This is a genomic window from Zobellella endophytica (genome assembly GCF_003012775.1).
Taxonomy (GTDB): Bacteria; Pseudomonadota; Gammaproteobacteria; order Enterobacterales; family Aeromonadaceae; genus Oceanimonas; species Oceanimonas endophytica.
This window is the reverse complement of record NZ_PXYG01000002.1, coordinates 469625-493778: the sequence shown is the minus strand read 5'-3', so window position 1 is coordinate 493778 and position 24154 is coordinate 469625. Positions and strand designations below refer to the sequence as shown.

Here is a 24154-nt window from a genome sequence, read left to right as displayed (position 1 = left end):
GGAAACCCTATGTTTCAATTACGGATAAAAACCCTGTTCATGGGCCTGACCCTCGCCTCGCTCGGCATGCTGCTGCTCACCCTGACGGCGGTCAGCCGCTACCAGGCGGCGGTGGAACGGGTGGCCGAGGCCAAGGATCGGCAATATCAGTCCTACCTGCTGGCCGATGAGCTGCGGCAAAGCTCGGACGATCTGACCCGCCTGGCCCGGACCTATGCGGTCACCGGCGACGGCCGCTTCGAACAGCAGTACTGGCAGGTGGTGGCCATCCGCAACGGCGAGCAACCCAGGCCGGAGGCCTACCACCGGATCTACTGGGACTTTGTGGCGGCGGGAGACGACAAGCCCCGGCCGGACACCCCGGCGGTGCCGCTCGCCGAGCTGATGCGCCGGGCCGGCTTCACCGAGCAGGAATTCGACCTGCTGGCCGACGCCAACGCCAAGTCCGCCGCCCTGGTGGAGACGGAGGCGGTGGCCATGCAGGCGGTGAAGGATCATGCCAGCGGCGCCCTCGGGGCGGTGAGCCCCGAGCAGGCCCGGCGAATGTTGCACGATGCGGCCTACCACCGGGAAAAGGCCAATATCCAGCGTTCCATCGACGACTTCTTCGTGCTGATGGAAAACCGAACCGACGCCGTGGTGACGGCGGCCCTGGCCGACAAGGACAGGGCCTTTTCCTGGGTGCTGATCAGCATGGCCGGCACCCTGCTGGTACTGGGACTGGTGCTGTGGTTCGTGTACCGCCGCCTGGCCGGCTCCCTGGCGGTGGCGGTGCAGGCGGCCGAGCGGCTGGCGGAGGGAGATTTGAGCCATCGCATCCAGGTCCGCTCCCGGGACGAGGTGGGCCTGCTGCTGGCGGCCATGGGCCAGATGCAGGACCGGCTGACCCGGATCATCGGCGAGGTGCGCGGCGCCGCCGACAACCTGGCCAGCGCCGCCGAGGAGGTGAGCGCCACCGCCCAGTCGATGAGCCAGGCGGCCAGCGAGCAGGCGGCGGGGGTGGAAGAGACCGGCGCCTCGATTGAACAGATGAGCGCCAGCATCAACCAGAACACCGACAACGCCCGGGTCACCGACGGCATGGCCAGCAAGGCGGCGCGGGAGGCGGCCGAGGGCGGCGAGGCGGTGCAACAGACGGTGGCGGCGATGCAGCAGATCGCCCAGCGCATCGGCATCATCGACGACATCGCCTACCAGACCAACCTGCTGGCGCTGAACGCGGCGATCGAAGCGGCGCGGGCCGGGGAGCACGGCAAGGGCTTCGCGGTGGTGGCGAGCGAGGTGCGCAAGCTGGCGGAACGCAGCCAGGTGGCGGCCCGGGAGATAGGAGAGCTGTCCGACGGCAGCGTGGCCCTGGCGGAAAAGGCGGGGCGGCTGCTGGAGGAAATGGTGCCGGCCATCGGCAAGACCTCGGATCTGGTGCAGGAGATCAGCGCGGCCTCGAGCGAGCAGGCCACGGGAGCGACGCAGATCAACTCTGCCATGGGCCAACTGAGCCAGGTGACCCAGCAGAATGCGGCCAGCAGCGAGGAGCTGGCGGCCACCGCCGAGGAGATGAGCAGCCAGGCGGAGCAGCTGCAGCAGGCGATGGGCTTCTTTACCCTGGCCGCCACCACCGGTATGCCGGCGCCGGCCGGGCGAAGGGCTGGCGCCTTCGATGACAAGGCCGAGCCCGGTTTCGTTTGATTCCGGATTCCCGGGGCGAGGGAGGTTGACCCATGCAGATGCCGTCGTTGCAGGATGAGGAGTTTCAGCTGTTCCGGCGCTGGCTGTACCGCAGCGCCGGGATCAACCTGTCCCCGGGCAAGAAGGCGCTGGTGGCGGGGCGGCTGGGCAAGCGGCTGCGCCACCACGGCCTGGGCAGCTACGGCGACTACTTCCGGCTGATCATGGCGGAGCGGGGCGGGGGCGAGCTGCAGACGGCGCTGGATCTGCTGACCACCAACGAAACCTATTTCTTCCGGGAGCCCCGGCACTTCGACTTTCTGCGGCAACAGGTGCTGCCCGCGCTCGGCAGGGGCCGCCCGGTCCGGCTGTGGAGCGCGGCCTGCTCGTCCGGGGAAGAGCCCTACAGCCTGGCCATGACCCTGGCCGAGGCGCTGGGGGCCGGGCCCTGGGAGCTCGTCGCCTCCGACATCAGCAGCCGGGTGCTGGCGCAGGCCGGACGCGGGCAGTATCCCCTGAGCCGGGCGGAACACATTGACACCCGCCTGCTGCACAAATACTGCCTGAAAGGGGTGGGGGAGCAGGAGGGCAGTTTCCTGGTCGAGCGGCGGCTGCGGCAGCGGATCCGCTTTATGCAGATCAACCTCAACCAGCGGCTGCCCGAGATCGGCGATTTCGATGTTATCTTCCTGCGCAACGTGATGATCTACTTCGATCTCGACACCAAGCGCCAGGTGGTGGAGCGGATCCTGCCCCGGCTGAGGCCGGGCGGCTATTTTATCGTCAGCCATTCGGAGAGCCTGAACGGGGTGTCCGAGGTGCTCCGGCTGGTGCAGCCGTCCATCTACCGCAAGCCATGACACCGGACGAGGTCGACGAGGTGTTACTGCAGCCCGGCCAGTTCCATTTTGGCGGCCCGGCTACCCGCATCCGCACCCTGCTCGGCTCCTGCGTCGCCATGGTGTTGTGGCACCCCCGCCGGCGGATCGGGGGCATGTGCCACTACCTGCTGCCGGCGGGGGGCCGGGGCGGGAGGCGGCCCGACGGCCGTTACGGCGAGGACGCCATGGCCCTGTTCCGGGCGGCGGCCCGGCAGCACGGCACCGGGCTTGAGGAGTATCAGTGCAAGCTGTTCGGCGGTGGCAACATGTTCGGCGCGCCGGTGCCCGCCCGCCTCGACGTGGCCCGGCAGAACGTGGCGGCGGCCCTCCGGCTGGTGCGGGAGCACCGCCTGCGGCTGGTGGCCCAGAGCCTGGGCCGCAGCGGCCACCGCAAGGTGGTGTTCGAGGTGTGGAGCGGGGTGGTCTGGGTGAGCCACAGTCCCCTGAAGGGAGCGGAGGAACAAGGATAAGATGAAAAAAATCAAGGTATTGCTGGTAGACGACTCGGCGGTGATGCGCCAGGTGCTGGTGGCGCTGCTGGAACGGGAGCCGGACATGCAGGTGCTGGGCACGGCCTCGGATCCGCTCTTTGCCCTGGACAAGATGGCGCGGGACTGGCCCGACGTGATAGTGCTGGATGTGGAGATGCCGCGCATGGACGGCATCACCTTCCTGAAGAAAATCATGGCGGAGCGACCCACGCCCGTGGTGATCTGCTCGTCCCTGACCGAGCAGGGGGCCGAAACCACGCTGCAGGCCCTGGCCGCCGGCGCCGTGGAGATCATCACCAAGCCGAGGGTGGGGCTGAAGCAGTTCCTGAAGGACTCGTCCGCCGCCCTGGTCGGGGCGGTGCGCGCCGCGGCCCAGGCCAGGGTCGGCCGGCTGACGGCACGCGCACCCTTGCCGGTGCCGCCCAGGCTGGGGGCGGATGCCATGGCGGAGCCGCCGGGCAGCCAGGCCATGGTGCAGACCACGGATCATATTGTGGCCATCGGCACCTCCACCGGCGGCACCCAGGCCCTGGAGCGGGTGTTGACGGCGCTGCCCCGGGTGTGCCCGGGGCTGGTGATAGTGCAGCACATGCCGGAGAAGTTCACCGCCTCGTTCGCCGCCCGCCTGAACCAGCTGTGCCGGCTGGAGGTGCGGGAAGCCCGCCACCAGGACAGGGTGCTGCCGGGGTTGGCGCTGATCGCCCCCGGCGGCCGGCACATGCAGCTCAGGCGCAGCGGCGCCTACTACCAGGTGGAGGTGCTGGACGGGCCGCCGGTGAACCGGCACAAACCCTCGGTGGACGTGCTGTTCCGCTCGGTGGCCAAGTTTGCCGGTAAAAACGCCACCGGCATCATCATGACCGGCATGGGCGACGATGGCGCCCGGGGACTGAAGGAAATGGCCCAGGCCGGGTCCGAGACCCTGGCCCAGGACGAGGCCTCCTGCGTGGTGTTTGGCATGCCCAGGGAGGCCATCGCCCTGGGGGCGGTGGAGCGGGTGGTGTCGCTCGAGCGGATACCGGCGGAGATCATGCGCCACGCGGCCCGGCGCTAGGGGCCGGCCTTGTCCGGCGGCGGGCGCTGTGGCTTAATGCCCTTCCGTTTCGCAAACCCCGGCCCGTTATGACCCTTTCCCCCTACGCCGCCTACCTCGCCGCCCTGGACGCGGGCTTTAAGGACGATGCCGCCCAGCGCCGGGCCGCCGAATGGCTGGAGCAGTGCCAGCGCCGGCTGCATGCCGGCGAGCGGGATATCGGCGGCGTTTACCTGTGGGGGCCGGTGGGGCGGGGCAAGACCTGGCTGATGGACCTGTTCCATCGCGGCCTGTCGGTGCCGGCCCGGCGGCTGCACTTTCATCACTTTATGCGCTGGGTGCACCGGCGGCTGTTCCAGCTTACCGGCACCGAGGATCCGCTGGCGCAACTGGCGGCGGAGCTGGCCGCCGAGGTGAGGGTGCTGTGCCTGGACGAGCTGTTCGTGAGCGACATCGGCGACGCCATGCTGCTCGGCCGCCTGCTGCAACAGCTGTTCGCCGATGGCCTGGTGCTGGTGACCACCTCCAATCAGCCGCCCGAGGGGCTCTACGCGGAGGGCTTCAACCGGGATCGCTTTCTGCCGGCGGTGGCGGCCATGGCCGAGCGGATGCGGGTAGTGGCGGTGGACGGCGGCGAGGATCACCGGCTGCACCCGGGGGCGCCCCGGCAACGCTACTGGGTGGACGCCCCCCAGGCCCTGGCGACCCTGTTCGCCGAGCTGGCGCCGGCGGGCGGCGGCAGTGAGCCCTTGTTGCTGGGCCACCGGCAGATACCGGTGCAGGGGCGGAGCGAGGCCGTGCTCTGGTGCCGCTATGCGGACCTGTGCGAACAGCCGCTGGCGGCGCCGGACTTTATCGAGCTGTGCGACCGCTTTAACCATATCCTGCTGGGCGGGGTGCCCCGCCTGAGCGGCGGCCGGCGGCAAGGCACCATCGCCCGCGGCACCGAAGACGGCGCGACCCAGGTCGCCGCCGGCGAGCGCCAACTGCCGCCCCTGTCCCGCCAGGACGACGGCGCGCGCCGTTTTATCGCCCTGGTGGACGAGTGCTACGACAGGGGCATACCGCTCTGGCTGGAGGCCGAAGTGCCGCCGGAGGAGCTTTACCGGGACGGCGCCCTGGCCTTTCCCTTCCGCCGCACCCTGAGCCGGCTGCAGGAAATGCAACTGGCCCGGTTCGGCGGCTGAGACCGGTTGGCCACCAGCCTGGGGCAGCCTTGGCAATTCGGCCGCGCTACCAAGAAGCTGTGCCAGACCCTTCGCGCCTCGGTCGCTGCCGGCAGTGATCCACTATTTCGGAACCGCTATTCAACGAAGCTGAAGCCCTGCCGCCGCATAGCGACACGATACGAGCGTTCAGCGAGACACTGCACAACCATGCTTAGCCTCTGTCCACGGTGATATGGCTGACATGATAGAGAACGCCCCCTAATCAATCAGGCCATGCTCGTCAAAAAACGGGTAGGGGCCATCGTAGCGGCCGATGGCCCCGGTGTGGGTCACCATGCCGCCGGCCTCACTCCAGTGGTGCAGCAGGAAAGCGGGGGGTTCCAGCATAAACTGGGAAGGGGCATTGGGGCGAAGATCCAAGGCGACCTGGTGCGAGCTGCCCGGACACACGCAGGCCAGGGTACCGGCAAAACGCCGCTGGATGCTGCGGTGCAGGTGTCCGCATAACACCCGTTCCACCTGCGGGTGCCGCTCGATAACCCGGGCCAGGGCATCGTCATTACGCAGCTTTTGTCGGTCCATGTGGCTGATGCCGCTGTCGAAGGGCGGATGGTGCAACATCACCACAGTAGGGCGCTGCGGCTGCTGGCGCAGGGTGGCGTCCAACCAGTCCAGGCGGGGTTGGCACAGTTCGCCGTGGGGCTGGCCGGGCACGGTGGAGTCGAGGCCAATCAACCGAACCGGGTAATCATCGATGACCCATTGCACAAATTCCGGCTGTTGCCGCAGGTAGTCATGATCTTCAAAGGCGGCCCGAAGGGCATTGCGCTCGTCGTGGTTGCCGGGCATCAGGTAGAAGGGCATGAGCAGGTCGGCCAGGGCTTGCTTGAGGGTGGCGTATTCTTCCGCCCGACCAAAATCCACCAAATCGCCGGTGATCACCACCACGTCCGGGCGGGGACTCAGTTGGTTGAGGGTCGCCACCGCCCGCTGCAAGGCACTGAGAGTGTCGACCCGGCGATAAGACAGCTTGCCGCCCGCCTTGATGTGCAGGTCGCTGAGCTGGGCGATGAAAAAATCACTCACGGGTGCAGACCTCCCTGGTGCTTGCCTGGCTCCGGCAGGGTAAACAGCGCCTCTGGCGGGATCTCCAGGCCCACCCTGTCGCCCCGTTGCCATGGCTGGCGGGCCGGGCTGTCTACCTGCAGCAACTGCTCGGCGCCGGTGTCCACCAGCAGGCGCTGGCTCTGGCCAAGAAAGAAACTGTCTACGACCTTGCCACTGATCGGCGCATCGGGGGTGGCGCACACGCGGATGTCCTCCGGCCGGCAGTAGAAGTGATCTGCACGTCGTTCAGGTGGCACCGGGATCCAGCCCCCCGCAACCGCCAGTCGAGCGGAGCCGGCTACGCCGGTAGGCTCAAGCCGGTTGACGGTACCGATGAAGTTGGCAACAAAGGCGTTGGCCGGATGGTGATAGATCTCCCTGGGACTGCCAATCTGGGCGATACGCCCTTGTTCCATTACGGCAATGCGATCTCCCAGGGCCATGGCTTCGGCCTGATCGTGGGTGACATAAATGGCGGTCGTGCCCAGTTGGCGCAGCAACTGGCCGATATCGATACGCAGGCGATCGCGCAGTTTGGCGTCGAGGGCGGCCAGCGGCTCGTCAAACAGCAGTACCCGAGGGCGTACCGCCATGGCCCTGGCCAGGGCCACCCGTTGTTTCTGGCCACCGGACAGTTCATGAATGGCCCTGTCCGCATAGGCGTCAAGATGCATCATGGCCAGCATTTCCTCTACCCGGCGGCGGATTTCCTGGGCCGGCAGCCGCTTGATCTTGAGGCCGTAGGCTACGTTGTCGGCCACGTTCATGTTGGGAAACAGGGCATAGTTTTGGAAGACCATGCCAACGTCCCGTTTTTCTATCGGTAGCCGGGTCACGTCTTCTTCGCCAAAACGGATCTGGCCGCCGGCGTCGGGCGTTTCCAGTCCACTGATCAGGCGTAAGGTGGTGGTTTTGCCGCAGCCGGATGGGCCCAGCAGCACCAGGGTTTCGCCGGCGTTGATGTCCAGATCCAGGGGATGCAGGGCAGTGGTGCCGTTGGCAAAGGTACGGGCGCAGTGGCGCAGATGAATACTGATGGCGGACATGTTAGTGACTCTCTGTTGCGGTAACGGGGGCCGATGCCCGGGAACGAGGTTTGCGGTGGGGGAGGTTGCCTAGCCATTGCACCAGGATCAGCAACGGCATGATCATCGCCAGGAAGATTAGGGTATAGGCCGAACCGATTTCCAGGCGCATGGAGGCATAGCTGTCCGCCAGGCCCACGGGCAGGGTTTTGTTGAGCGGCGTGTGCAGCATCCAGGTGATGTTGAATTCCCCGATGGACAGGGTAATCACCATCAGGGCGCCGGCCAGGATGCCGCCGGTGCAGTTGGGCACGATAACGGTAAAAAAGCGCCGCCAAAAACCGGCGCCCAGGCTGGCGGCCGCCTCTTCCAGGCGGGGAATATCGATGGTGCGCATCACCGACAATACCGATCGGATCATGAACGGCAGGGTGAACAGCACATGGCCAATCAGCATCAACAGCCAGCTTTCGCGCAGGCCGCGGAACTGGCCGTAGGCCAGCAGCAGGGCCAGGGCGGTGGCCAGGCCCGGAATGGCCACCGGCATCAGCAGCAGCTCCTCGATGGTGTGGGCCCAGCGCCGTGGGCTTTTGAGCAGGCTGTACGCGGCCGGCACGCCCAGCACCAGGGTGCATACCAGGCAGGCCAGTGCCAGCTTGATGGACAACAGAATGGTATCGGCGTAGAGGTGCCATACTTCCACCACCCAACGGGTGGTGAGGCCGCTTTCCAGGCCGATGAAGTAGTTTTCGGTCAGTCCGGCCAGCACCGACATCAGCACCGGCACTATCATGAACAGGCACACCAGCAGGGTGAACCCCAGTTGCAGCAGGAACAGTCCACGATGTTTCATGCGGGCGCTCCTACTACATCGCCGGCCAGGCGGCGGGCTAGGGCGAGCGCCAGCCAGGTGACCAGGCCCAGGATAACCGACAGGGCGGCGGCCATGGCGAAGTTGGCGTAGTTGGTGAACTCGCCGTAAATGCTCAGCGGTAAAATATTCATGCGGGTACCCAGGGTAAAGGCGGTGCCAAAGGCGCCCATGCTGGTGGCAAAGCAGATGGCGCCGGTCGAGAGCAGGGCCGGCCGGATGGCGGGAATGATCACATCGCATATCACCCGCCAGTGGCTGGCGCCCAGTGAACGGGCCGCTTCCTCAAGGCTGCGGTCAAGCTTTTCGCAGGCGGCCATGACCGTCATCACCACCCGGGGAATGGAAAAGTAGAGGTAGCCGACGAACAACCCGGTCAAGGAGTAAGCGAACATCCAGCGTTCGCCAAACAGGCTTTGGCTCAGTTGGGCCAGGGCCCCCTGGCGACCGCCCAGCATGATCACCAAAAAACCGACCACCACCCCGGGAAAGGCCAGCGGAAAGGTGAGGATGGAGAGTAGCCAGGTTTTGCCCGGGAACTGATTGCGTGCCAGGAAAAAACCGCACACACTGGCCAGGGCCACCGCCAGGCCGGCTACCGCCAGCGACAGCCACAGGGTGGAGAACAGGCTGCCCAGATACCGGGGGTGGGTCAGCACGGTCCAGTAGGCGCTGGCACCGCTGTGGTTGTCCGGCTCAGTGCCCATGACCACCAGGCGGGCAAAGGGCAACAGCCAGAAGGCGCAAAAAAAGGTCAGCGCCGGTACCAGGGTAAAGAGTACCGCCCGGTTTACCCTGAGCCGCTTGCGGCCTGGCGAGGCGCCGTAAAAGGCCCCCGCTGGGGGCCTTGAAAGCGTATTTTGCCGGGCCGACATCAGTTCACCTCGGCCAGATAGCGAGCGGAGAAGTCACGTTGGGCTTGGGCCATTTGGTCGTAATCCACCGTTTTGGCCCGGGCGTAGTCGCTGTCCGGCAGGAAGTATTGCTCTGCCTCGGCGGAAATGGCGCTGGCGCGTACCGGCCGCAGGAAGGCATTGGCCCACACCGCCTGGCCCTTGTCGGAGAGGACATAGTCGAGGATTTTCTTGCCGTTTTCCGACTGGGGCGCGTTTTTAACCAGGCTCATCACATAGGGCACCACCACGCTGCCTTCTTCCGGGATCACGAAGGCAACGTTGGCATTGTCCTTGTATTTGGCGCGGTAGGCATTGAAGTCGTAGTCGAGCAGGATGGGGATTTCGCCCGACAACAGGCGGGCATAGGCGGTTTGCTTGGGCACGATGGGGGCGTTGTCGGCCAGCGCCTTGAAATAGTCGATGGCCGGGGTGAAATCGTTCAGATCGCCCCCCTTGGCCAGGTTGACGGCTACGGCGCCCACATAGCCGACAAAGGCACTGGAAGGATCCAGGTAGCCCACCATGCCCTTGTATTCCGGCTTGAGCAGATCATCCCAGGTGCTTGGTACGGGGGCGCCGCCCAGGGCGTCGACGTTGACCATAAAGCCCATGGTGCCGGAGTGGATGGCAAACCAGTGCCCCTCGGGATCCTTGAGGCCAACCGGGATCTCGTCCCAATGGACGGGTTGGTAGCCTTCCACCACCCCCGACTCCTTGGCCTGGATGCCGAAGGTAACGCCGTAATACACCACATCGGCCATGGGGCTGTTTTGTTCGGCGACCAACTGGGCCAGTGACTGGCCGGAGTTTTTATTGTCCTGCGGCACCTTGATGGCCAGATCCTGATCGATGGCGCGCAACTGGGTACCCCAGTCGGCCCATTCCGGCGGGCAGTTGTAGCAAATGGCGGTTTCTGCCGCCTGCAATGGGCCGCTGAAGGTGGCCGCCAGCAACAGGGCGGGGGCGGCATACTGGCTTAACGTCAATAATTTCTTCATAATCTGTCCTGCTTTGAGTTTGGTTAAGAAACGACAAGCACCTCAGTTGGGCCATGGCAGCGGCCCAACGCTCTCTCCGAGGCGCAGTTGATGGGGCAGTTTTTCCAGCCTGGCCTGTTCGCCCCCCATCAGCGCCAACAAGCCTTCTACCGCCGCCCGGCCAATGGCCTGGCGGGGTTGAACGACCGAACACAGGGATGGGCACAACTGCTCTCCCAGTGCGATGCCGTCAAATCCAATGACCGACACCTGATCCGGTACCCGCAGGCCGGCCCGCTGCAGATCGCCGATGACGCTGATGGCCAACAGGTCGTTGGAGCACAGCAGGGCGGTCAGCGGGGTGTCGTTGTCGAGCCAGGGAGCCAGCACCTCAAAGGAGGAGCGGGTGTGTTGCGGCATTTCGATAATGGGCAGGGCGACGTGCCTCTGTGCCAGCATGGCCTGGCAATAGCCCTGATAGCGCAGTTTGGCGCGATCGGACTGCAACATGGGGCCGGCCACCATGCCGATGTGACGATGTCCCAGTTGCTGCAGATGGCGGGTGGCATCGAACATGGCCTGCCGGTTATCGACGCACACACAGGGGGCGTCCAGGGTGTCCAACTGGTTGTAGACCAGCAGATAGGGAATGTTTTCGGCGTCCAACTGCCTGAGCAGGGCATTCTCATGGGCATCGGCCACCGTCATGATCAGGCCGTCCACCCGCTGGCGCAGCAACTCTTCGACGATGTCGGCCTCGCGCTCCGGATCATAGTCGGTGGTGGCAATAAGCAGGGCATACCCACGTTCGCGGGCGGCCACTTCCATCGCCTGCAACTGTTCGGCAAATACCGGGTTATCCAGGCTGGGAATAAGCACCCCAATGATGTGGGTAGCCTGGGTGCGCAGCTGACGGCCAAGATGATTGGGGCGAAAGCCCAGCTTGCGGGCGGCGGCAAAGACTTTCTGGCTGGTTTCTGGTCGTACTAGATCGGGCTGGGAAAAAGCCCGGGCCGCCGTGGCGCGCGATACCCCTGCCTGTTTGGCCACTGTTGCCAGATCTGTCATGCGTAACTCTCTCTGAATACTGAATGAGATCGATCTCATTTGCAGAAAGGCTAGCGCCGGTTTATGACAAGGGCGTGAAGGTTATAGGGAAATTCAAGGGCGAGGACAGCCACGTTATGGATGCCGAAACCCAGCAGCAGGACTCTCATTGGAGCCGGGTGAGGTTGGACACCGGGTGGATAGATGCGAGAATACGGTTTCTTCGTGCATGCCGTTGCGGTCCCGGGTTTTGGGGTAAATGGAATTGCGGCCGGTAAAGCGATGATTGACTATTTTTATTCTCTTAAATCAAATAGATAAGCTAAATATGCTGTTGATGATCGACAACTACGACTCCTTTACCTGGAACCTGGTGCAGTACTTCGGTGAGCTGGGGCAGGAGGTGGTGGTGCGCCGCAACGACGAGATCGGGCTGGACGAGATCGCCGCGCTGGCACCGCGGGGGCTGGTGATCTCGCCCGGGCCCTGCACGCCCAACGAGGCGGGGGTGTCGCTGGCGGCCATCACCCGGTTTGCCGGCGTCATCCCCATCCTCGGCGTCTGTCTGGGGCACCAGGCCATCGCCCAGGCCTTCGGTGGGCGGGTGGTGCGCGCCCGCCGGGTGATGCACGGCAAGACCTCCCCCATCCGCCACACCGGCCGGGGCCTGTTCGAGGGGCTGCCGGATCCACTCACCGTCACCCGTTACCATTCCCTGGTGGTGGAGCCCGAGAGCCTGCCCGCCTGCTTCGAGCTCACCGCCTGGACCGAAACCGGCGACGGGCGGGTGGACGAGATCATGGCCATGCGGCATCGCCACCTGCCCCTCTACAGCGTGCAGTTCCACCCCGAGAGCATCCTTACCGAAGGCGGCCATCGCCTGCTGCAGAACTTTCTCGAACTTATCTGAGTCCTTCCCTGGCGCCGTCTGCGGCCCATTAGAAATCCTGTTGCCGGCCCCGACTATTAGTTTTCCTTATCGGGGCTATCAGTGTTTTTCGTTCGTAAGTCACGTCCATACCGGGAATAATGCGGTTTCCGCCTGCCGGGCCGGACCGGGAAAAAAATTTTTCGGTTGCCCTTTTATGCAGCCCGGGCGGCTTGCGGTAGCCCGGACCGGCGGGGTTGATGCGAGCTTATGCAATATAAATGACTATATTTCTCTTTGGTGCCGAATAAATGACTAAAAACTTCCGGCGTTGTAGAGACAAGTCACCATTGTTTTGTAATAATGCTCGCGTGTTTACATGGATTTAACTTTTATCGCAGAGCAAGCTGCGGTACTGGAGGAGATAAGCATGTCTGATATGGCAGTCACCCGCGAATTATTCGACCAGGTCATGGTCCCCAACTACGCCCCCGCCCAGGTGATCCCGGTGCGGGGCCAGGGTGCCCGGCTATGGGATCAGCAAGACCGGGAATATATCGACTTCGCCGGTGGTATTGCGGTCAACTGTCTCGGCCATTGCCACCCGGCACTGGTGTCCGCGCTCAAGGAGCAGGGCGATAAGCTCTGGCACCTGAGCAATGTGTTGACCAACGAGCCGGCGCTGCGTCTGGCCAAGAAACTGGTGGACGCCACCTTCGCCGAGAAGGTGTATTTTTGTAACTCCGGCGCCGAAGCCAACGAAGCGGCGCTGAAACTGGCCCGCCGTTACGCCATCGACAACTTCGGCCCGGAAAAGACCCAGATCATCGCCTTCGCCCAGGGCTTCCACGGCCGTACCTTCTTTACCGTGACCGTGGGTGGCCAGGCTGTCTATTCCGATGGTTTCGGCCCCAAGCCAGCCGACGTCGACCACGTGCCCTACAACGATCTGGCGGCGCTCAAGGCGTTGATCTCCGACCGTACCTGTGCCGTGGTGATGGAGCCGCTGCAAGGGGAAGGCGGCATCATCAGCCCGGATCCGGCCTTCGTCAAGGCGGTACGCGAACTGTGCGACCAGCACAATGCGCTGCTGGTGTTCGATGAAGTGCAGACCGGCGTGGGCCGTACCGGCGCCCTCTATGCCTACATGGATCTGGGCGTGACCCCCGACATACTCACCAGCGCCAAGGCCCTGGGCGGCGGTTTCCCCGTCGGTGCCATGCTCACCACCACCAAGATCGCCGCAGCCTTCAAGGTGGGGACCCACGGCTCGACCTACGGCGGCAATCCGCTGGCCTGTGCGGTGGCCGAGGCGGCCTTCGACACCGTCAACACCGACGCGGTGCTGAACGGCGTGAAAGAGCGGGAGGCCTGGTACCGGGAAGGGCTGGAGGCCATCAACGCCAAGTACGGCTGCTTCGAGCAGATCCGCGGCAAGGGCCTGCTGCTCGGCTGTGTGGTGAACGAGCAGTACCGGGGCCGGGCCCGCGATTTCCTGCTGGCGGCGATGGAAGAGCAACTGATGGTGCTGATTGCCGGCGCCAACGTGGTGCGTTTCGCTCCCTCCCTGGTGATCACCAAGGAAGAAGTGGCCGAAGGCCTGGCCCGTTTCGAGCGCGCCGTGGCCCGGGTAGTAAACGGCTAACTCATTCCGGCGACAGGTATCAAGGGCGGGGCAGGGTTGCCTCGCTCTTGTCGCCAATTTTGTAATAAGGAGTTCTGCATGTTGGTGATTCGCCCCATCGAGCAGAGAGATTTCCCCACCCTCAAGCAGATCGCCATCGAGTCCGGCCACGGCTTTACCTCGCTGCCGGTCAACGATGAACTGCTGCAAAACAAGATCGATCACTCCATGGCCTCCTTCGCCAGCCAGCCGGCGGGCAAGGGCGAGTGTCTCTATTTCTTCGTGGCGGAAGACAGCGACACCGGCGAGGTGCTGGGCACCACCGCCCTGGATGCCGCCGTGGGCCTGTCCTCCCCCTTCTATACCTACCTGCTGGGCAAGCAGGTCCACAGCTCGCGCAAGCTGGGTATCTACAACGTGGTGGAAACCCTGACCCTGACCAACGATTACACCGGGGTCAGCGAGCTGTGCACCCTGTTCCTGCGCGAGAAGGCGCGGGCGGGGCTGAACAGCCGGCTGCTGTCCAAGTGCCGTTTCCTGTTCCTGGCCGAATTTTCCGAGCTGTTCGATCACCGGATCCTGGCGGAGATGCGCGGGGTGTCCGACGACAATGGCAACAGCCCGTTCTGGAGCTGGCTGCAGGAGCACTTTTTCTCCATGGACTTCCCCACCGTGGATTACCTCACCGGCATCGGCCAGAAGGGCTTTATCGCCGATCTGATGCCCAAGTACCCGATCTACGTCAACCTGCTGTCGAAAGAGGCGCGGGCGGTGATCGGCAAAACCCACGACAAGACCCGGCCGGCCCTGCGCCTGCTGGAGGAAGAAGGTTTTGCCTGGCGCGGATATGTCGATATCTTCGACGCCGGCCCCAGCGTGGAGTGCGATCTCAAGCACATCCGCACGGTGCGCAACAGCCGCCGGCTGACGGTGCAGACCGGCCATCCGGTACAGGCGGGCAAGCACCTGATCAGCAATACCCGGTTCAATGGTTTCCGGGCCCTGATCGGTGATCTGGCAGTCGATGAAGAAAAGGCCCAGGCGGTGATGACCCCGGAGGTCGCCCGCCTGCTCAAGGTTGAAGACGGTGATACCGTCAGGGTAGTGGAGATGTAAGGCGATGACTGAAGCAGTGCAATATATCAACGGCCAGTGGCTGGCGGGCGAGGGCGAGGCATTCGTTTCCCTGGATCCGGCGAAGAATGAGGAAATCTGGCGCGGCGCCGCCGCCGGTGCCGAACAGGTGGCCGAGGCCATCGCCGCCGCCCGCGAGGCGTCCGTGCCCTGGGCCGAACGTCCGGTCGAGGAGCGGCTGGCCATCGCCAAGCGCTATGCCGAACTGCTCAACGAGCACAAGGACAGCCTGGCCCGGGTGATCGCCCGGGAAACCGGCAAGCCCCAGTGGGAAACCCTCACCGAGGTGGCGGCCATGGTCGGCAAGGTCGGCATCTCCGAGAAAGCCTATTTTGAGCGTACCGGTACGGTGGAAAACCCGATCCCCGGCGCCCGTGCCTTCGTGCGTCACAAGCCTCACGGGGTGGTGGCGGTGTTCGGCCCCTACAACTTTCCCGGCCATCTGCCCAACGGCCACATCGTGCCGGCGCTGATCGCCGGCAATACCGTGGTGTTCAAGCCCTCCGAACTGACCCCCATGGTGGCACAGGAAATGGTCAGGCTGTGGGCGCAGGCCGGCCTGCCCGCCGGCGTGCTCAACCTGGTGCAGGGCGAGGTGGCCACCGGCAAGGCGCTGGCGGCCCATCCAGGGTTAGACGGCCTCTTCTTCACCGGTTCGTCCCGCACCGGCAACCTGCTGCACAGCCAGTTCTCCGGCCAGCCGGGCAAGATACTGGCGCTGGAGATGGGCGGCAACAACCCGTTGGTGGTGACCCGGGTGGAAGACGTGGATGCCGCCGTGCACACCATAGTGCAGTCCGCTTTTATCACCTCCGGCCAGCGCTGCACCTGCTCCCGCCGCCTGCTGCTGCCGAAAGGCGAGGCCGGTGACCGCCTGTTGGCGCGGTTGATCGAGGTGACCCGGGCCATCCGGGTGGGCCGGTACGACGCGGATCCCCAGCCCTTTATGGGCTCGATGATCTCCGAGAAGGCGGCCAAGTCCATGGTGGCGGCCCAGGCCCATTTGCTGGCCCTGGGCGGCGAGTCGCTGCTGATGCTCAAGCAACTGCAGGCCGGCACCGGCCTGGTGTCGCCGGGCATCATCGACGTCACCGCCATCGGTGAGCTGCCCGACGAGGAATACTTCGGCCCGCTGCTGCAGGTGATCCGCTACACCGAATTGCCCGAGGCGCTGGCCATCGCCAACAACACCCGCTACGGGCTGTCGGCGGGGCTGCTGTCGGATAGCCAGGAAGACTGGGACTACTTCTTCCGTCGTATCCGCGCCGGCATCGTCAACTGGAACAAGCCGATCACTGGCGCCTCCAGCGCCGCCCCCTTCGGCGGCATCGGCGAGAGCGGCAACCACAGGGCCAGCGCCTACTATGCGGCGGACTACTGCGCCTACCCGGTGGCCTCGGTGGAAGACGACAGGGTGACCATGCCGGCCAGCCTGTCGCCGGGGCTGCAGTTCTAGGGCGCACCGATGGCAGGCCCCGGCGTCGCCGGGGTGGGGGAGGAGGCAAGGCCGGCCGGCGTTTTGCCGGCCGGCCATCAAGGTACTGAGCGGCCCGGCGCCGTTATCCGGACCGCTCGGATTGCGTGAAATAGGGATGACCCCACAACAAGGAAAAAAGAGCATGCACACTTCGGTGAATGAACTGTTCAACGCCCTGTGGCAGGACTATCTGAAGATGACCCCCAGCGCCCTGGAGATCCACGAGCTGCTGGGCGGCGGCAAGGCCATCATCAACGACCACGTGGCGTTTCGCACCTTCCGCCATCCCAGGCTGGGGCTGGAGAAGCTGGCCGCCCACTTCCTGGCGCTGGGCTACGAGCAGAAGGGCGAGTACCGTTTCGAGGCCAAGAAGCTCTACGCCCGCCACTACGAGCATCCCCTCGATGCCACCGCGCCCAAGGTGTTTATCAGCGAACTGCTGCTGGAGCAGTGCTCCCCCGGGCTGCAGCGCATCGTCGCCGGCCTGATCGACCAGGTGGACGAGGGCCTGCCCGCCCAGACCGGTTTTCTCTATTCCGGCGCGCCCTGGCAGGTCTCTTATGAAGACTACAAGACCCTGCTGGCGGAGAGCGAATACGCGGCCTGGCTGGCGGCCTACGGCTTTAGGGCCAACCACTTCACCGTCAGCGTCAACGAGCTGGACGGCTTCGACAGCCTGGAGGCGGTGAACAGCGCCCTCAAGAACGCGGGCTTCCGGCTCAATGCCGCCGGCGGCGAGATCAAGGGCTCGCCCGAGGTGCTGCTGGAGCAGTCCTCCACCATGGCCGACACCGCCATCGTCGAGTTCAGCGACGGCAAGGCCGAGCTGCCGAGCTGCTTCTACGAGTTCGCCCTGCGCTATGCCAAGCCCGACGGCGAGCTCTACACCGGCTTCGTCGCCGCCTCGGCGGACAAGATTTTCGAAAGCACCAACGTCAACAGATAACCCGCGGAGGCCTGGAGCCCCGTCGCTTGCCCACCACGAGACGTGCCCTTTCGGCAAGGCCCGCGCCGGCGGACCTTGCCTTTTTTATGGCGGCAACAAGACTTGTTCCGCTCCCGCCGGCGTGTGATGATTTCCCTCCGATTCAATTCGTTATCTCGACAGCAAAGCAGGGGAGCAGAAGATGAAACTGGCATTTATCGGACTGGGAGTTATGGGCTTTCCCATGGCCGGGCATCTGCAACAGGCGGGCCACCAGGTCTGCATCTACAACCGCAACCCGCAGAAGGCGGCCGACTGGGTGGCCTGCCACGGCGGCACCTGTGCCGCCACCCCCGCCGAGGCGGCCCGAGGCGCCGACATGGTGATGGTCTGCGTGGGTAACGACGACGACGTGCGCGCCGTGGTATACGGCGAGGAAGGCGTGCTGGCCGGGATGAAGGCGGGTGCCCTGCTGGTCGACCACACCACCACTTCGGCGGAGCTGGCGGAGGAGCTGTCCGGGAAGGCCGCCGAGGCCGGGCTGCGCTTTATCGACGCCCCCGTGTCCGGTGGCCAGCTGGGGGCGGAAAACGGCGCCCTGACGGTGATGATAGGGGGCGATGAAGCAGACGTGGCCGAGGCCGTGCCGGTGCTGGCCGCCTACGGCAAGAAGGTGACCCGGCTGGGCCCGGTGGGGTCCGGCCAGCGCTGCAAGATGGTCAACCAGATCTGTGTTATCGGCGCGGTGCAGGGCATCGCCGAGGGGTTGATGATCGCCAGGAAGGCGGGGCTCGACATTCCCACCCTGATCGAGGTGCTGGCCGGCGGTGCCGCCCAGAGCTGGCAGTTGCAGAACCGGGCCCAGACCATGGCGGAAGGCAAGTTCGACTTCGGCTTCGCCGCCCAGTGGATGCACAAGGATTTGGGCATCTGCCTGGACGAGGCACAACGGCTGGGGCTGACACTGCCGCTGACCGAGCATGTACACCAGGTGTACGAAAAACTGCTGGCCGAAGGCTATGGCCGCTGCGACTCCACCGTGGTGATCAAGGATCTGGAGTCCTGATCATGGTGGCCGGCGGCGGCATCACTACGGCAGATTTTGCCCGCCACACCGGCTTTGCCCTTGGCAGGGCCGGTTCCGGTCGGCTATGCTGAGGTCGTTTGTGGCTTGTCGCCACGGGCTTTCCCTTGCGGTAGTGTGATGTTTTCCGCAGTTTCTGAACAAAACAACGGCACTCGATGTTTGGCTCCAAGACAAAGGCTTTGCTTGAGCCCGAAATTTGAATAGAGTGGGCAACCGCTTAATGCCAAGTGAGAAAGGATACCCTATGAATAAGACTCAGCTTGTCGATGCAATTGCTGCCAAAGCAGATCTGAGCAAGACTCAGGCCAAGGCTGCACTGGAAGAAGTACTCAACGGTATCACTCAAAGCCTGAAGGAAGGCGACCCGGTACAACTGGTCGGTTTCGGTACTTTCAAGGTGAACCATCGTGCCGCCCGCACCGGTCGCAACCCGCAAACCGGCAAGGAAATCCAGATTTCAGCGGCCAACGTGCCGAGCTTCGTCGCCGGCAAGGCGCTGAAAGACGCGGTCAAATAAGACTCCCCAAAACCCGGCGCCGCCGGGTTTTTTTTCATCCCTACTTGCTCCTTTGATTATCCGGTTGTTATAACTGATCCAGGTCCGCAGCCCGTTTCTGGGAGGGTGTTATGGAAGTTAACGCGATTCGACAGGTAGCGGTTCCATGGGCGGGAGCCCGGGGACTGACGACCGGCCTCATGCTGACCGAACTGCATCAGGACGTCTGGAGTGGCAGCCTCGAGCTCTGCATGGGCATACCGACCGACATTGATACCCCACCCCGTATTATCTATCGGCTGAGCTTCGGTCACCTGTTCGGCTACCGGGTGCTGGAAGGGGCCGACGTGCTCGACTTTATCAACGATGATGCCGGCGACATCGATTGCCAGATCCAGCTGATCACGCCGTCCCGCTTCCTGACCTGGTTTCACCAGGAAACCCAGGGCTCGCATCTGGAGGAGGATATTCAGCATTACCGTATTTCCAGTTGGGACTTCTGCGTGGATGTGCTGGCCGCTCAGCCCCCCGACATCAACCTGAAACAGGAGTAGTATGAAAGCCTTTATCCTGGTCGCCCACGGCAGTCGACGGGCGGCCGCGAACGATGAAATCGCCACCTTTTCCCGCGCCCTGGCCGACGGCATGAACGACAAGTTTGCGCTGGTTGGCCACGGTTTCTGGGAACTGGCCGAGCCCAGCCTGGAGCAGGCCATTGATGACCAGGTGGCGGCCGGTGCCAGTGACATCAAGCTGTTTCCCTATTTCCTGGCCCAGGGCAAGCACGTGGTGAAGGATCTGCCCTCGGTGCTGGAGCAGAAGCGGGCACAGTATCCGCAGGTGACCATCACCCTGCTGCCCCACTTGGGCGCCCTGCCCGGCTTTGCCGACTGGCTGGGCCGGCAGCTGTAAACAAGAGCTCTCAGGGGCTTTTGCTGACTGCTAATAAAGCTTCGTGGTTCTCTGTGGTCACTCCCGTGCAGACGGGAGTCCAGGACAAACCCTCATGGTTCTCCGCCTGCGCGGAGATGACGATGATGTAAAAGCCGTGGTAAAGAGAAATCTCTGGCGAAAAAAAGAGGGGCCTCATCGGGCCCCTCAGTATTATCCTTCCAGCTTCCAGCTTCCAGCTTCCAGCTTCCAGCTTCCAGCTTCCAGCTTACGCCAGCTGTTCCCGCTCGATGGCGCGGTAGGCGATGTCGTTGCGGTAGAAGACGCCGTCCCATTCGATCTGGCGGGTCACCCCATAGGCGTTGGCCTGGGCCTCGGTGACGGTATGGCCCAGGGCGGTGGCGCACAGCACCCGGCCGCCGGAGGTGACCAGCTCGCCATCCTTGAACTTGGTGCCGGCGTGGAACACCTTGCTGCCCTCGGTCTCGGCGGGGATGCCGGTGATGGCGTCGCCCTGGCGATAGTGGCCGGGGTAGCCGCCCGCCGCCAGCACCACGCCCACCGAGGCGCGCGGGTCGAAGTCGGCGGTGACCTGGTCCAAAGTGCCGTTGCAACCGGCGAGACACAGCGCCACCAGATCCGACTGCAGGCGCAGCATGATCGGCTGGGTCTCGGGGTCGCCGAAGCGGCAGTTGAACTCGATCACCTTGGGCTGGCCGCTCTTGTCGATCATCAGGCCGGCGTAGAGGAAGCCCTTGTAGACGTGCCCTTCTTCCGCCATGCCGCGCACCGTGGGCATGATCACCTGCGCCATGATGCGGTCGTGAATTTCCTGGGTGACCACGGGGGCGGGGCTGTAGGCGCCCATGCCGCCGGTGTTGGGGCCGGTGTCGCCGTCGCCGACGCGCTTGTGGTCCTGGCTGGTGGCCATGGGCAGCACGTGCTCGCCGTCCACCATCACGATAAAGGAGGCTTCCTCGCCGTCGAGGAACTCCTCGACAACCACCCGGCTGCCGGCGTCACCGAAGGCGTTGCCGGCCAGCATGTCGCGTACCGCCGCCTCGGCTTCTTCCAGGGTCATGGCCACGATCACCCCCTTGCCGGCGGCCAGGCCGTCGGCCTTGACCACGATGGGGGCGCCTTTTTCGCGCAGGTAGGCCAGTGCCGGCTCCACCTGGGTGAAATTCTGGTAGTCGGCGGTGGGGATCCGGTGCCGGGCCAGGAAGTCCTTGGTGAAGGCCTTGGAGCCTTCGAGCTGGGCGGCGGCGGCGCTGGGGCCGAAGATGGTCAGGCCTTCGGCCTCGAAGGCGTCGACCACGCCGGCCACCAGCGGGGCCTCGGGGCCCACTATGGTCAGGCCGATCTGCTCTGTTTTGGCGAAGGCCAGCAGATCCTTGATGTCGGTGGCGGAGATGGCCACGTTGGTGAGGCTGGGCTCGAGCTCGGTGCCGGCGTTGCCGGGGGCCACGAATACCTGGCTTACCTTGGGAGACTGGGCGGCTTTCCAGGCCAGGGCGTGTTCACGACCGCCACCGCCGATAACCAATACCTTCATGGTCTGTTCCTTAAAATCGGTTCGAAGATAGTGTCTGTTTTGTGCCGCGCGAGACTGGCAGGGTCGGCACGCCGACACGCTGCAAGTACATCCATGTAAGCTCGACGGCGGCCTCCCTGCCGCCGATGGTCGGCTTAGCCGACCCTGCCAGTCCTGCTTTCAATACCTGGCGTTGCCTGCTGAATATGCCATGCAGGCGCATCCGGCACAGAAGGATAATCAGTGCCGGAAATGGCGCATACCGGTAAACACCATGGCCATGCCGTGCTCGTCGGCGGCCTGGATCACCTCTTCGTCGCGCATGGAGCCGCCGGGCTGGATCACGCAGCTGATGCCGGCGGCGGCGGCGGCGTCGATGCCGTCACGGAAGGGGAAGAAGGCGTCGGAGGCCATCACGGAGCCTTCCACCTGCAGGCCTTCGTCGGCGGCCTTGATGCCGGCGATCTTGGCGGAGTAGACACGGCTCATCTGGCCGGCGCCCACGCCGATGGTCTGGCCGCCTTTAGCGTAGACGATGGCGTTGGATTTGACGTACTTGGCCACCTTCCAGCAGAACAGCAGATCCTGCAGCTCCTTGGCGGTGGGCTGGCGCTGGCTGACCACCTTGAGGTCGGCCTGCTCCACCATGCCCTGGTCGCGATCCTGCACCAGGATGCCGCCGTTAACGCGCTTGATGTCCAGGCCCCGGGTCTGGTCGGCCCACTGGCCGCACTCCAGCAGGCGCACGTTCTTCTTGTCGGCCACGGCCGCTTTCGCCTCGGCGCTGATGCTGGGGGCGATGATCACTTCCACGAACTGGCGCTCGATGATGGCACGGGCGGTGGCCTCGTCCAGCTCGCGGTTGAAGGCGATGATGCCGCCGAAGGCGGAAGTGGGGTCGGTCTGGTAGGCGCGGTCGTAGGCCTCCAGAATGTCTTTGCCGAGGGCCACGCCGCAGGGGTTGGCGTGCTTGACGATGACGCAGGCCGGCTCATCGAATTCCTTCACGCACTCCAGGGCGGCGTCAGTGTCGGCGATGTTGTTGTAGGACAGCTCCTTGCCCTGTAGCTGGGTGGCGGTGGCCACCGAGGCTTCGTCAACGTTGTTTTCCACATAGAAGGCGGCGGCTTGGTGGCTGTTTTCGCCGTAGCGCAGATCCTGCTTCTTGGTGAACTGGTAGTTGATGGTGCGCGGGAATGTGGAGCCCTCGGCGGCCTGGTGGTAGGCCGGTACCATGGTGCCGAAGTAGTTGGCGATCATGCCGTCGTACTGGGCGGTGTGCTCGAAGGCGGCGATGGCCAGGCTGAAGCGGGTGGCCTGGGTCAGGCTGTTGCCGTTGGCGTCCAACTCGGCCAGTAGGCGCTCGTAGTCGCCGGCGTTGACCACGATGGCCACGTCGTTGTGGTTCTTGGCCGCGGCACGTACCATGGTGGGGCCACCGATATCGATGTTCTCGATGGCGTCTTCCAGGGTGCAATCGGCCTTGGCCACGGTGTTGGCGAAGGGGTAGAGGTTGACCACCACCATGTCGATGGGCTGGATGGCATGCTCGGCCATGATGGCGTCGTCCTGGCCGCGGCGGCCGAGGATGCCGCCGTGCACCTTGGGATGCAGGGTCTTGACCCGGCCGTCCATCATCTCCGGGAAGCCGGTATAGTCGGACACTTCGGTCACGGGCAGGCCCTGGTCGGCCAGCAGGCGGGCGGTGCCGCCGGTGGACAGCAGCTCCACGCCGCGGGCGTGCAGGCCACGGGCGAAGTCGACGATGCCTTGTTTGTCGGACACACTCAGCAGAGCACGGCGAATGGGTCGAGCAGTTTCCATTATGTTCTCGTTCCTTTAACGATCAATCGGGGGGTTTGGTAAAATGGGCAGGCTTGCCGACTTTACCAAACCGCCTGGTACGCCAGAACGGAGGCGGCACATTTTACAGTATTTTGACGCGGCTTGTTTGACTATTTGCTTTGGTGTCAAGAGGTTTTATGTGTAACAAAGCCCCGGTTTCATCAAGGGAGTAACGGATGTATCGAATCGGTGAACTGGCCAGGCACTTCGGTGTGAAGGCCGATACCCTGCGCTTTTACGAGAAGGAAGGCCTGCTCGCCCCCAGCCTGCGCACCGCCGCCGGCTATCGGCTGTACAGCGAGGAGGACAAGAACCGGCTGCATTTTATTTTGCGCTGTAAGCGGGTGGGCTTCTCCCTGAAGGACATCGAAGAGCTGCTTGCCCTGCGGGTAAGCAGCTGCGAGGTGAGCTGCCACGAAGTCAAGGCGGTGGCCGACGCCAAGCTGGCGGACGTGGAGGAGCGGATCACCGAACTGAAGCGGTTTCGCGATTCGTTGAAGCAGCTGTCCGACGCCTGCTGCGGCGGCCAGGAGAGTGCCGAACACTGCTCCATCCTCGAAGCGCTGGATGGCAAGCTGCTTACCGCCGAGAACAATGCCCGCTAGATCCCCTCGAAACGGCAAAGGCAGCCGCCTTTGCCGTAGCGTTGACGCCAGTACTGGAACTGCCGTGGCTGGGTACGAGGCTAGCGGATCACCAGCACCGCGCAGTCGGCGTGGCGCACCACCCGGGAGGCGTTGGAGCCGAGCAGGTAGGTCTCGGCGCCGGGGCGGGAGGCGGGCATGACGATCAGATCGGCCCGCTGTTTCCTGGCCCGGGCCAGGATGGTGTCGTATACCACTCCGTGCTTGATCCATACCTTGCCCTGGTGGGCGGCGGGAATGTGCCGGGCCATGAAGTCGGCCAGTTGCTGCTCCATGGTCTTGTCCATGCTGTCGATCAGCTCGTTCGACATCAGCGGCACCGCCGCGTGGTGGATACGGGCCGGATTGACGTACAGCAGGTTGATCCTGCCCTCGGGGTGGCAGAGCTTGAGCGCCGACTCCAGCACCTGGGGATACAGTTCCTGGTGCTCGAAATCCAGCGGCAGCAGTATTTGCTTGAACATAAG

The 24154-nt window shown here is 64.3% G+C and carries 24 protein-coding genes; 15 read left to right on the top strand and 9 right to left on the bottom strand.

Annotated elements, in window-relative coordinates; genetic code table 11:
- Window positions 1–9 precede the first annotated feature (9 nt).
- The 5 genes from C7H85_RS20300 (at window position 10) to zapE (ending at window position 5257) form a co-directional block, all read left to right on the top strand.
- A complete protein-coding gene (locus tag C7H85_RS20300) occupies window positions 10–1686 on the top strand; it encodes a methyl-accepting chemotaxis protein (protein WP_146140431.1) in 1677 nt (558 codons plus the stop codon).
- 32 nt (window positions 1687–1718) lie between these two features.
- Window positions 1719–2525 carry a CheR family methyltransferase gene (locus tag C7H85_RS07525; RefSeq protein ID WP_210433592.1) on the top strand — a complete coding sequence of 269 codons (807 nt, stop codon included), beginning with the start codon at window positions 1719–1721 and terminating at the stop codon, window positions 2523–2525.
- Window positions 2522–3016: a chemotaxis protein CheD gene (locus C7H85_RS07520; protein WP_106729092.1), complete on the top strand. Its 495-nt coding sequence runs from the start codon at window positions 2522–2524 to the stop codon at window positions 3014–3016. The genes C7H85_RS07525 and C7H85_RS07520 overlap by 4 nt, the downstream gene beginning before the upstream one ends.
- Window position 3017: 1 nt before the next feature.
- Entirely contained in the window at window positions 3018–4091 is a 1074-nt protein-coding gene (locus C7H85_RS07515) for a protein-glutamate methylesterase/protein-glutamine glutaminase (protein ID WP_106729091.1), read from the top strand.
- A 68-nt stretch (window positions 4092–4159) separates the two neighbouring features.
- The gene (zapE, locus tag C7H85_RS07510; protein WP_106729090.1) at window positions 4160–5257 is read left to right on the top strand and encodes a cell division protein ZapE; all 1098 of its coding nucleotides are present in this window, start codon (window positions 4160–4162) and stop codon (window positions 5255–5257) included.
- Window positions 5258–5497: 240 nt separating this feature from the next.
- Here the strand turns inward: zapE and C7H85_RS07505 are convergent, their stop codons facing one another.
- From C7H85_RS07505 to C7H85_RS07480, 6 genes are read right to left on the bottom strand one after another with little or no spacing between them, the layout of a single operon-like run.
- Window positions 5498–6325: a phosphodiesterase gene (locus C7H85_RS07505; RefSeq protein ID WP_210433591.1), complete on the bottom strand. Its 828-nt coding sequence runs from the start codon at window positions 6323–6325 to the stop codon at window positions 5498–5500.
- Window positions 6322–7392, bottom strand: coding sequence for an ABC transporter ATP-binding protein (locus tag C7H85_RS07500; protein WP_106729088.1), 1071 nt, complete (start codon window positions 7390–7392; stop codon window positions 6322–6324). Before C7H85_RS07500 ends, C7H85_RS07505 begins: the two co-directional genes overlap by 4 nt.
- A gap of 1 nt (window position 7393) precedes the next feature.
- A complete protein-coding gene (locus C7H85_RS07495) occupies window positions 7394–8224 on the bottom strand; it encodes an ABC transporter permease (protein WP_106729087.1) in 831 nt (276 codons plus the stop codon).
- Window positions 8221–9117, bottom strand: a complete 897-nt coding sequence (locus tag C7H85_RS07490; RefSeq protein WP_106729086.1) for an ABC transporter permease — start codon at window positions 9115–9117, stop codon at window positions 8221–8223. Before C7H85_RS07490 ends, C7H85_RS07495 begins: the two co-directional genes overlap by 4 nt.
- The gene (locus C7H85_RS07485; RefSeq protein ID WP_106729085.1) at window positions 9117–10136 is read right to left on the bottom strand and encodes an ABC transporter substrate-binding protein; all 1020 of its coding nucleotides are present in this window, start codon (window positions 10134–10136) and stop codon (window positions 9117–9119) included. Before C7H85_RS07485 ends, C7H85_RS07490 begins: the two co-directional genes overlap by 1 nt.
- A 42-nt stretch (window positions 10137–10178) precedes the next feature.
- Window positions 10179–11183, bottom strand: a complete 1005-nt coding sequence (locus C7H85_RS07480) for a LacI family DNA-binding transcriptional regulator (RefSeq protein WP_106729084.1) — start codon at window positions 11181–11183, stop codon at window positions 10179–10181.
- 307 nt (window positions 11184–11490) lie between these two features.
- Between C7H85_RS07480 and C7H85_RS07475 the strand changes: the two genes are divergently transcribed.
- The 9 genes from C7H85_RS07475 (at window position 11491) to C7H85_RS07435 (ending at window position 19685) form a co-directional block, all read left to right on the top strand.
- Complete coding sequence (locus C7H85_RS07475; protein ID WP_106729083.1) at window positions 11491–12072, top strand: anthranilate synthase component II; 582 nt, start codon at window positions 11491–11493, stop codon at window positions 12070–12072.
- A 388-nt stretch (window positions 12073–12460) separates the two neighbouring features.
- Window positions 12461–13675 carry an aspartate aminotransferase family protein gene (locus C7H85_RS07470; protein ID WP_106729082.1) on the top strand — a complete coding sequence of 405 codons (1215 nt, stop codon included), beginning with the start codon at window positions 12461–12463 and terminating at the stop codon, window positions 13673–13675.
- Between the two features lie 78 nt (window positions 13676–13753).
- Window positions 13754–14770, top strand: coding sequence for an arginine N-succinyltransferase (gene astA / locus C7H85_RS07465; RefSeq protein ID WP_106729081.1), 1017 nt, complete (start codon window positions 13754–13756; stop codon window positions 14768–14770).
- 4 nt (window positions 14771–14774) lie between these two features.
- Complete coding sequence (astD, locus tag C7H85_RS07460) at window positions 14775–16244, top strand: succinylglutamate-semialdehyde dehydrogenase (RefSeq protein ID WP_106729080.1); 1470 nt, start codon at window positions 14775–14777, stop codon at window positions 16242–16244.
- 163 nt (window positions 16245–16407) lie between these two features.
- A complete protein-coding gene (locus C7H85_RS07455) occupies window positions 16408–17211 on the top strand; it encodes a DUF1338 domain-containing protein (protein ID WP_106729079.1) in 804 nt (267 codons plus the stop codon).
- A 181-nt stretch (window positions 17212–17392) separates the two neighbouring features.
- Window positions 17393–18256, top strand: a complete 864-nt coding sequence (locus C7H85_RS07450; protein ID WP_106729078.1) for an NAD(P)-dependent oxidoreductase — start codon at window positions 17393–17395, stop codon at window positions 18254–18256.
- 265 nt (window positions 18257–18521) lie between these two features.
- A complete protein-coding gene (gene hupA / locus C7H85_RS07445) occupies window positions 18522–18794 on the top strand; it encodes a nucleoid-associated protein HU-alpha (protein WP_106729077.1) in 273 nt (90 codons plus the stop codon).
- A gap of 110 nt (window positions 18795–18904) precedes the next feature.
- On the top strand, window positions 18905–19327 hold the full coding sequence (locus C7H85_RS07440) for a hypothetical protein (RefSeq protein WP_106729076.1): 423 nt from the start codon (window positions 18905–18907) through the stop codon (window positions 19325–19327).
- A gap of 1 nt (window position 19328) precedes the next feature.
- Window positions 19329–19685, top strand: a complete 357-nt coding sequence (locus tag C7H85_RS07435; protein ID WP_106729075.1) for a sirohydrochlorin chelatase — start codon at window positions 19329–19331, stop codon at window positions 19683–19685.
- Between the two features lie 247 nt (window positions 19686–19932).
- On the opposite strand, the gene purD is transcribed toward C7H85_RS07435, so the two are convergent.
- On the bottom strand, window positions 19933–21219 hold the full coding sequence (purD, locus tag C7H85_RS07425; protein WP_106729074.1) for a phosphoribosylamine--glycine ligase: 1287 nt from the start codon (window positions 21217–21219) through the stop codon (window positions 19933–19935).
- 219 nt (window positions 21220–21438) lie between these two features.
- Window positions 21439–23022 (bottom strand): bifunctional phosphoribosylaminoimidazolecarboxamide formyltransferase/IMP cyclohydrolase, encoded by a 1584-nt coding sequence (gene purH / locus C7H85_RS07420; protein WP_106729073.1) that lies wholly within the window; start codon window positions 23020–23022, stop codon window positions 21439–21441.
- A gap of 197 nt (window positions 23023–23219) precedes the next feature.
- On the opposite strand from purH, the gene zntR reads away from it, so the two are divergent.
- A complete protein-coding gene (gene zntR / locus C7H85_RS07415) occupies window positions 23220–23648 on the top strand; it encodes a Zn(2+)-responsive transcriptional regulator (protein ID WP_106729072.1) in 429 nt (142 codons plus the stop codon).
- 80 nt (window positions 23649–23728) lie between these two features.
- On the opposite strand, the gene C7H85_RS07410 is transcribed toward zntR, so the two are convergent.
- Window positions 23729–24151, bottom strand: coding sequence for a universal stress protein (locus C7H85_RS07410; RefSeq protein ID WP_106729071.1), 423 nt, complete (start codon window positions 24149–24151; stop codon window positions 23729–23731).
- Between the last annotated feature and the right edge of the window lie 3 nt (window positions 24152–24154).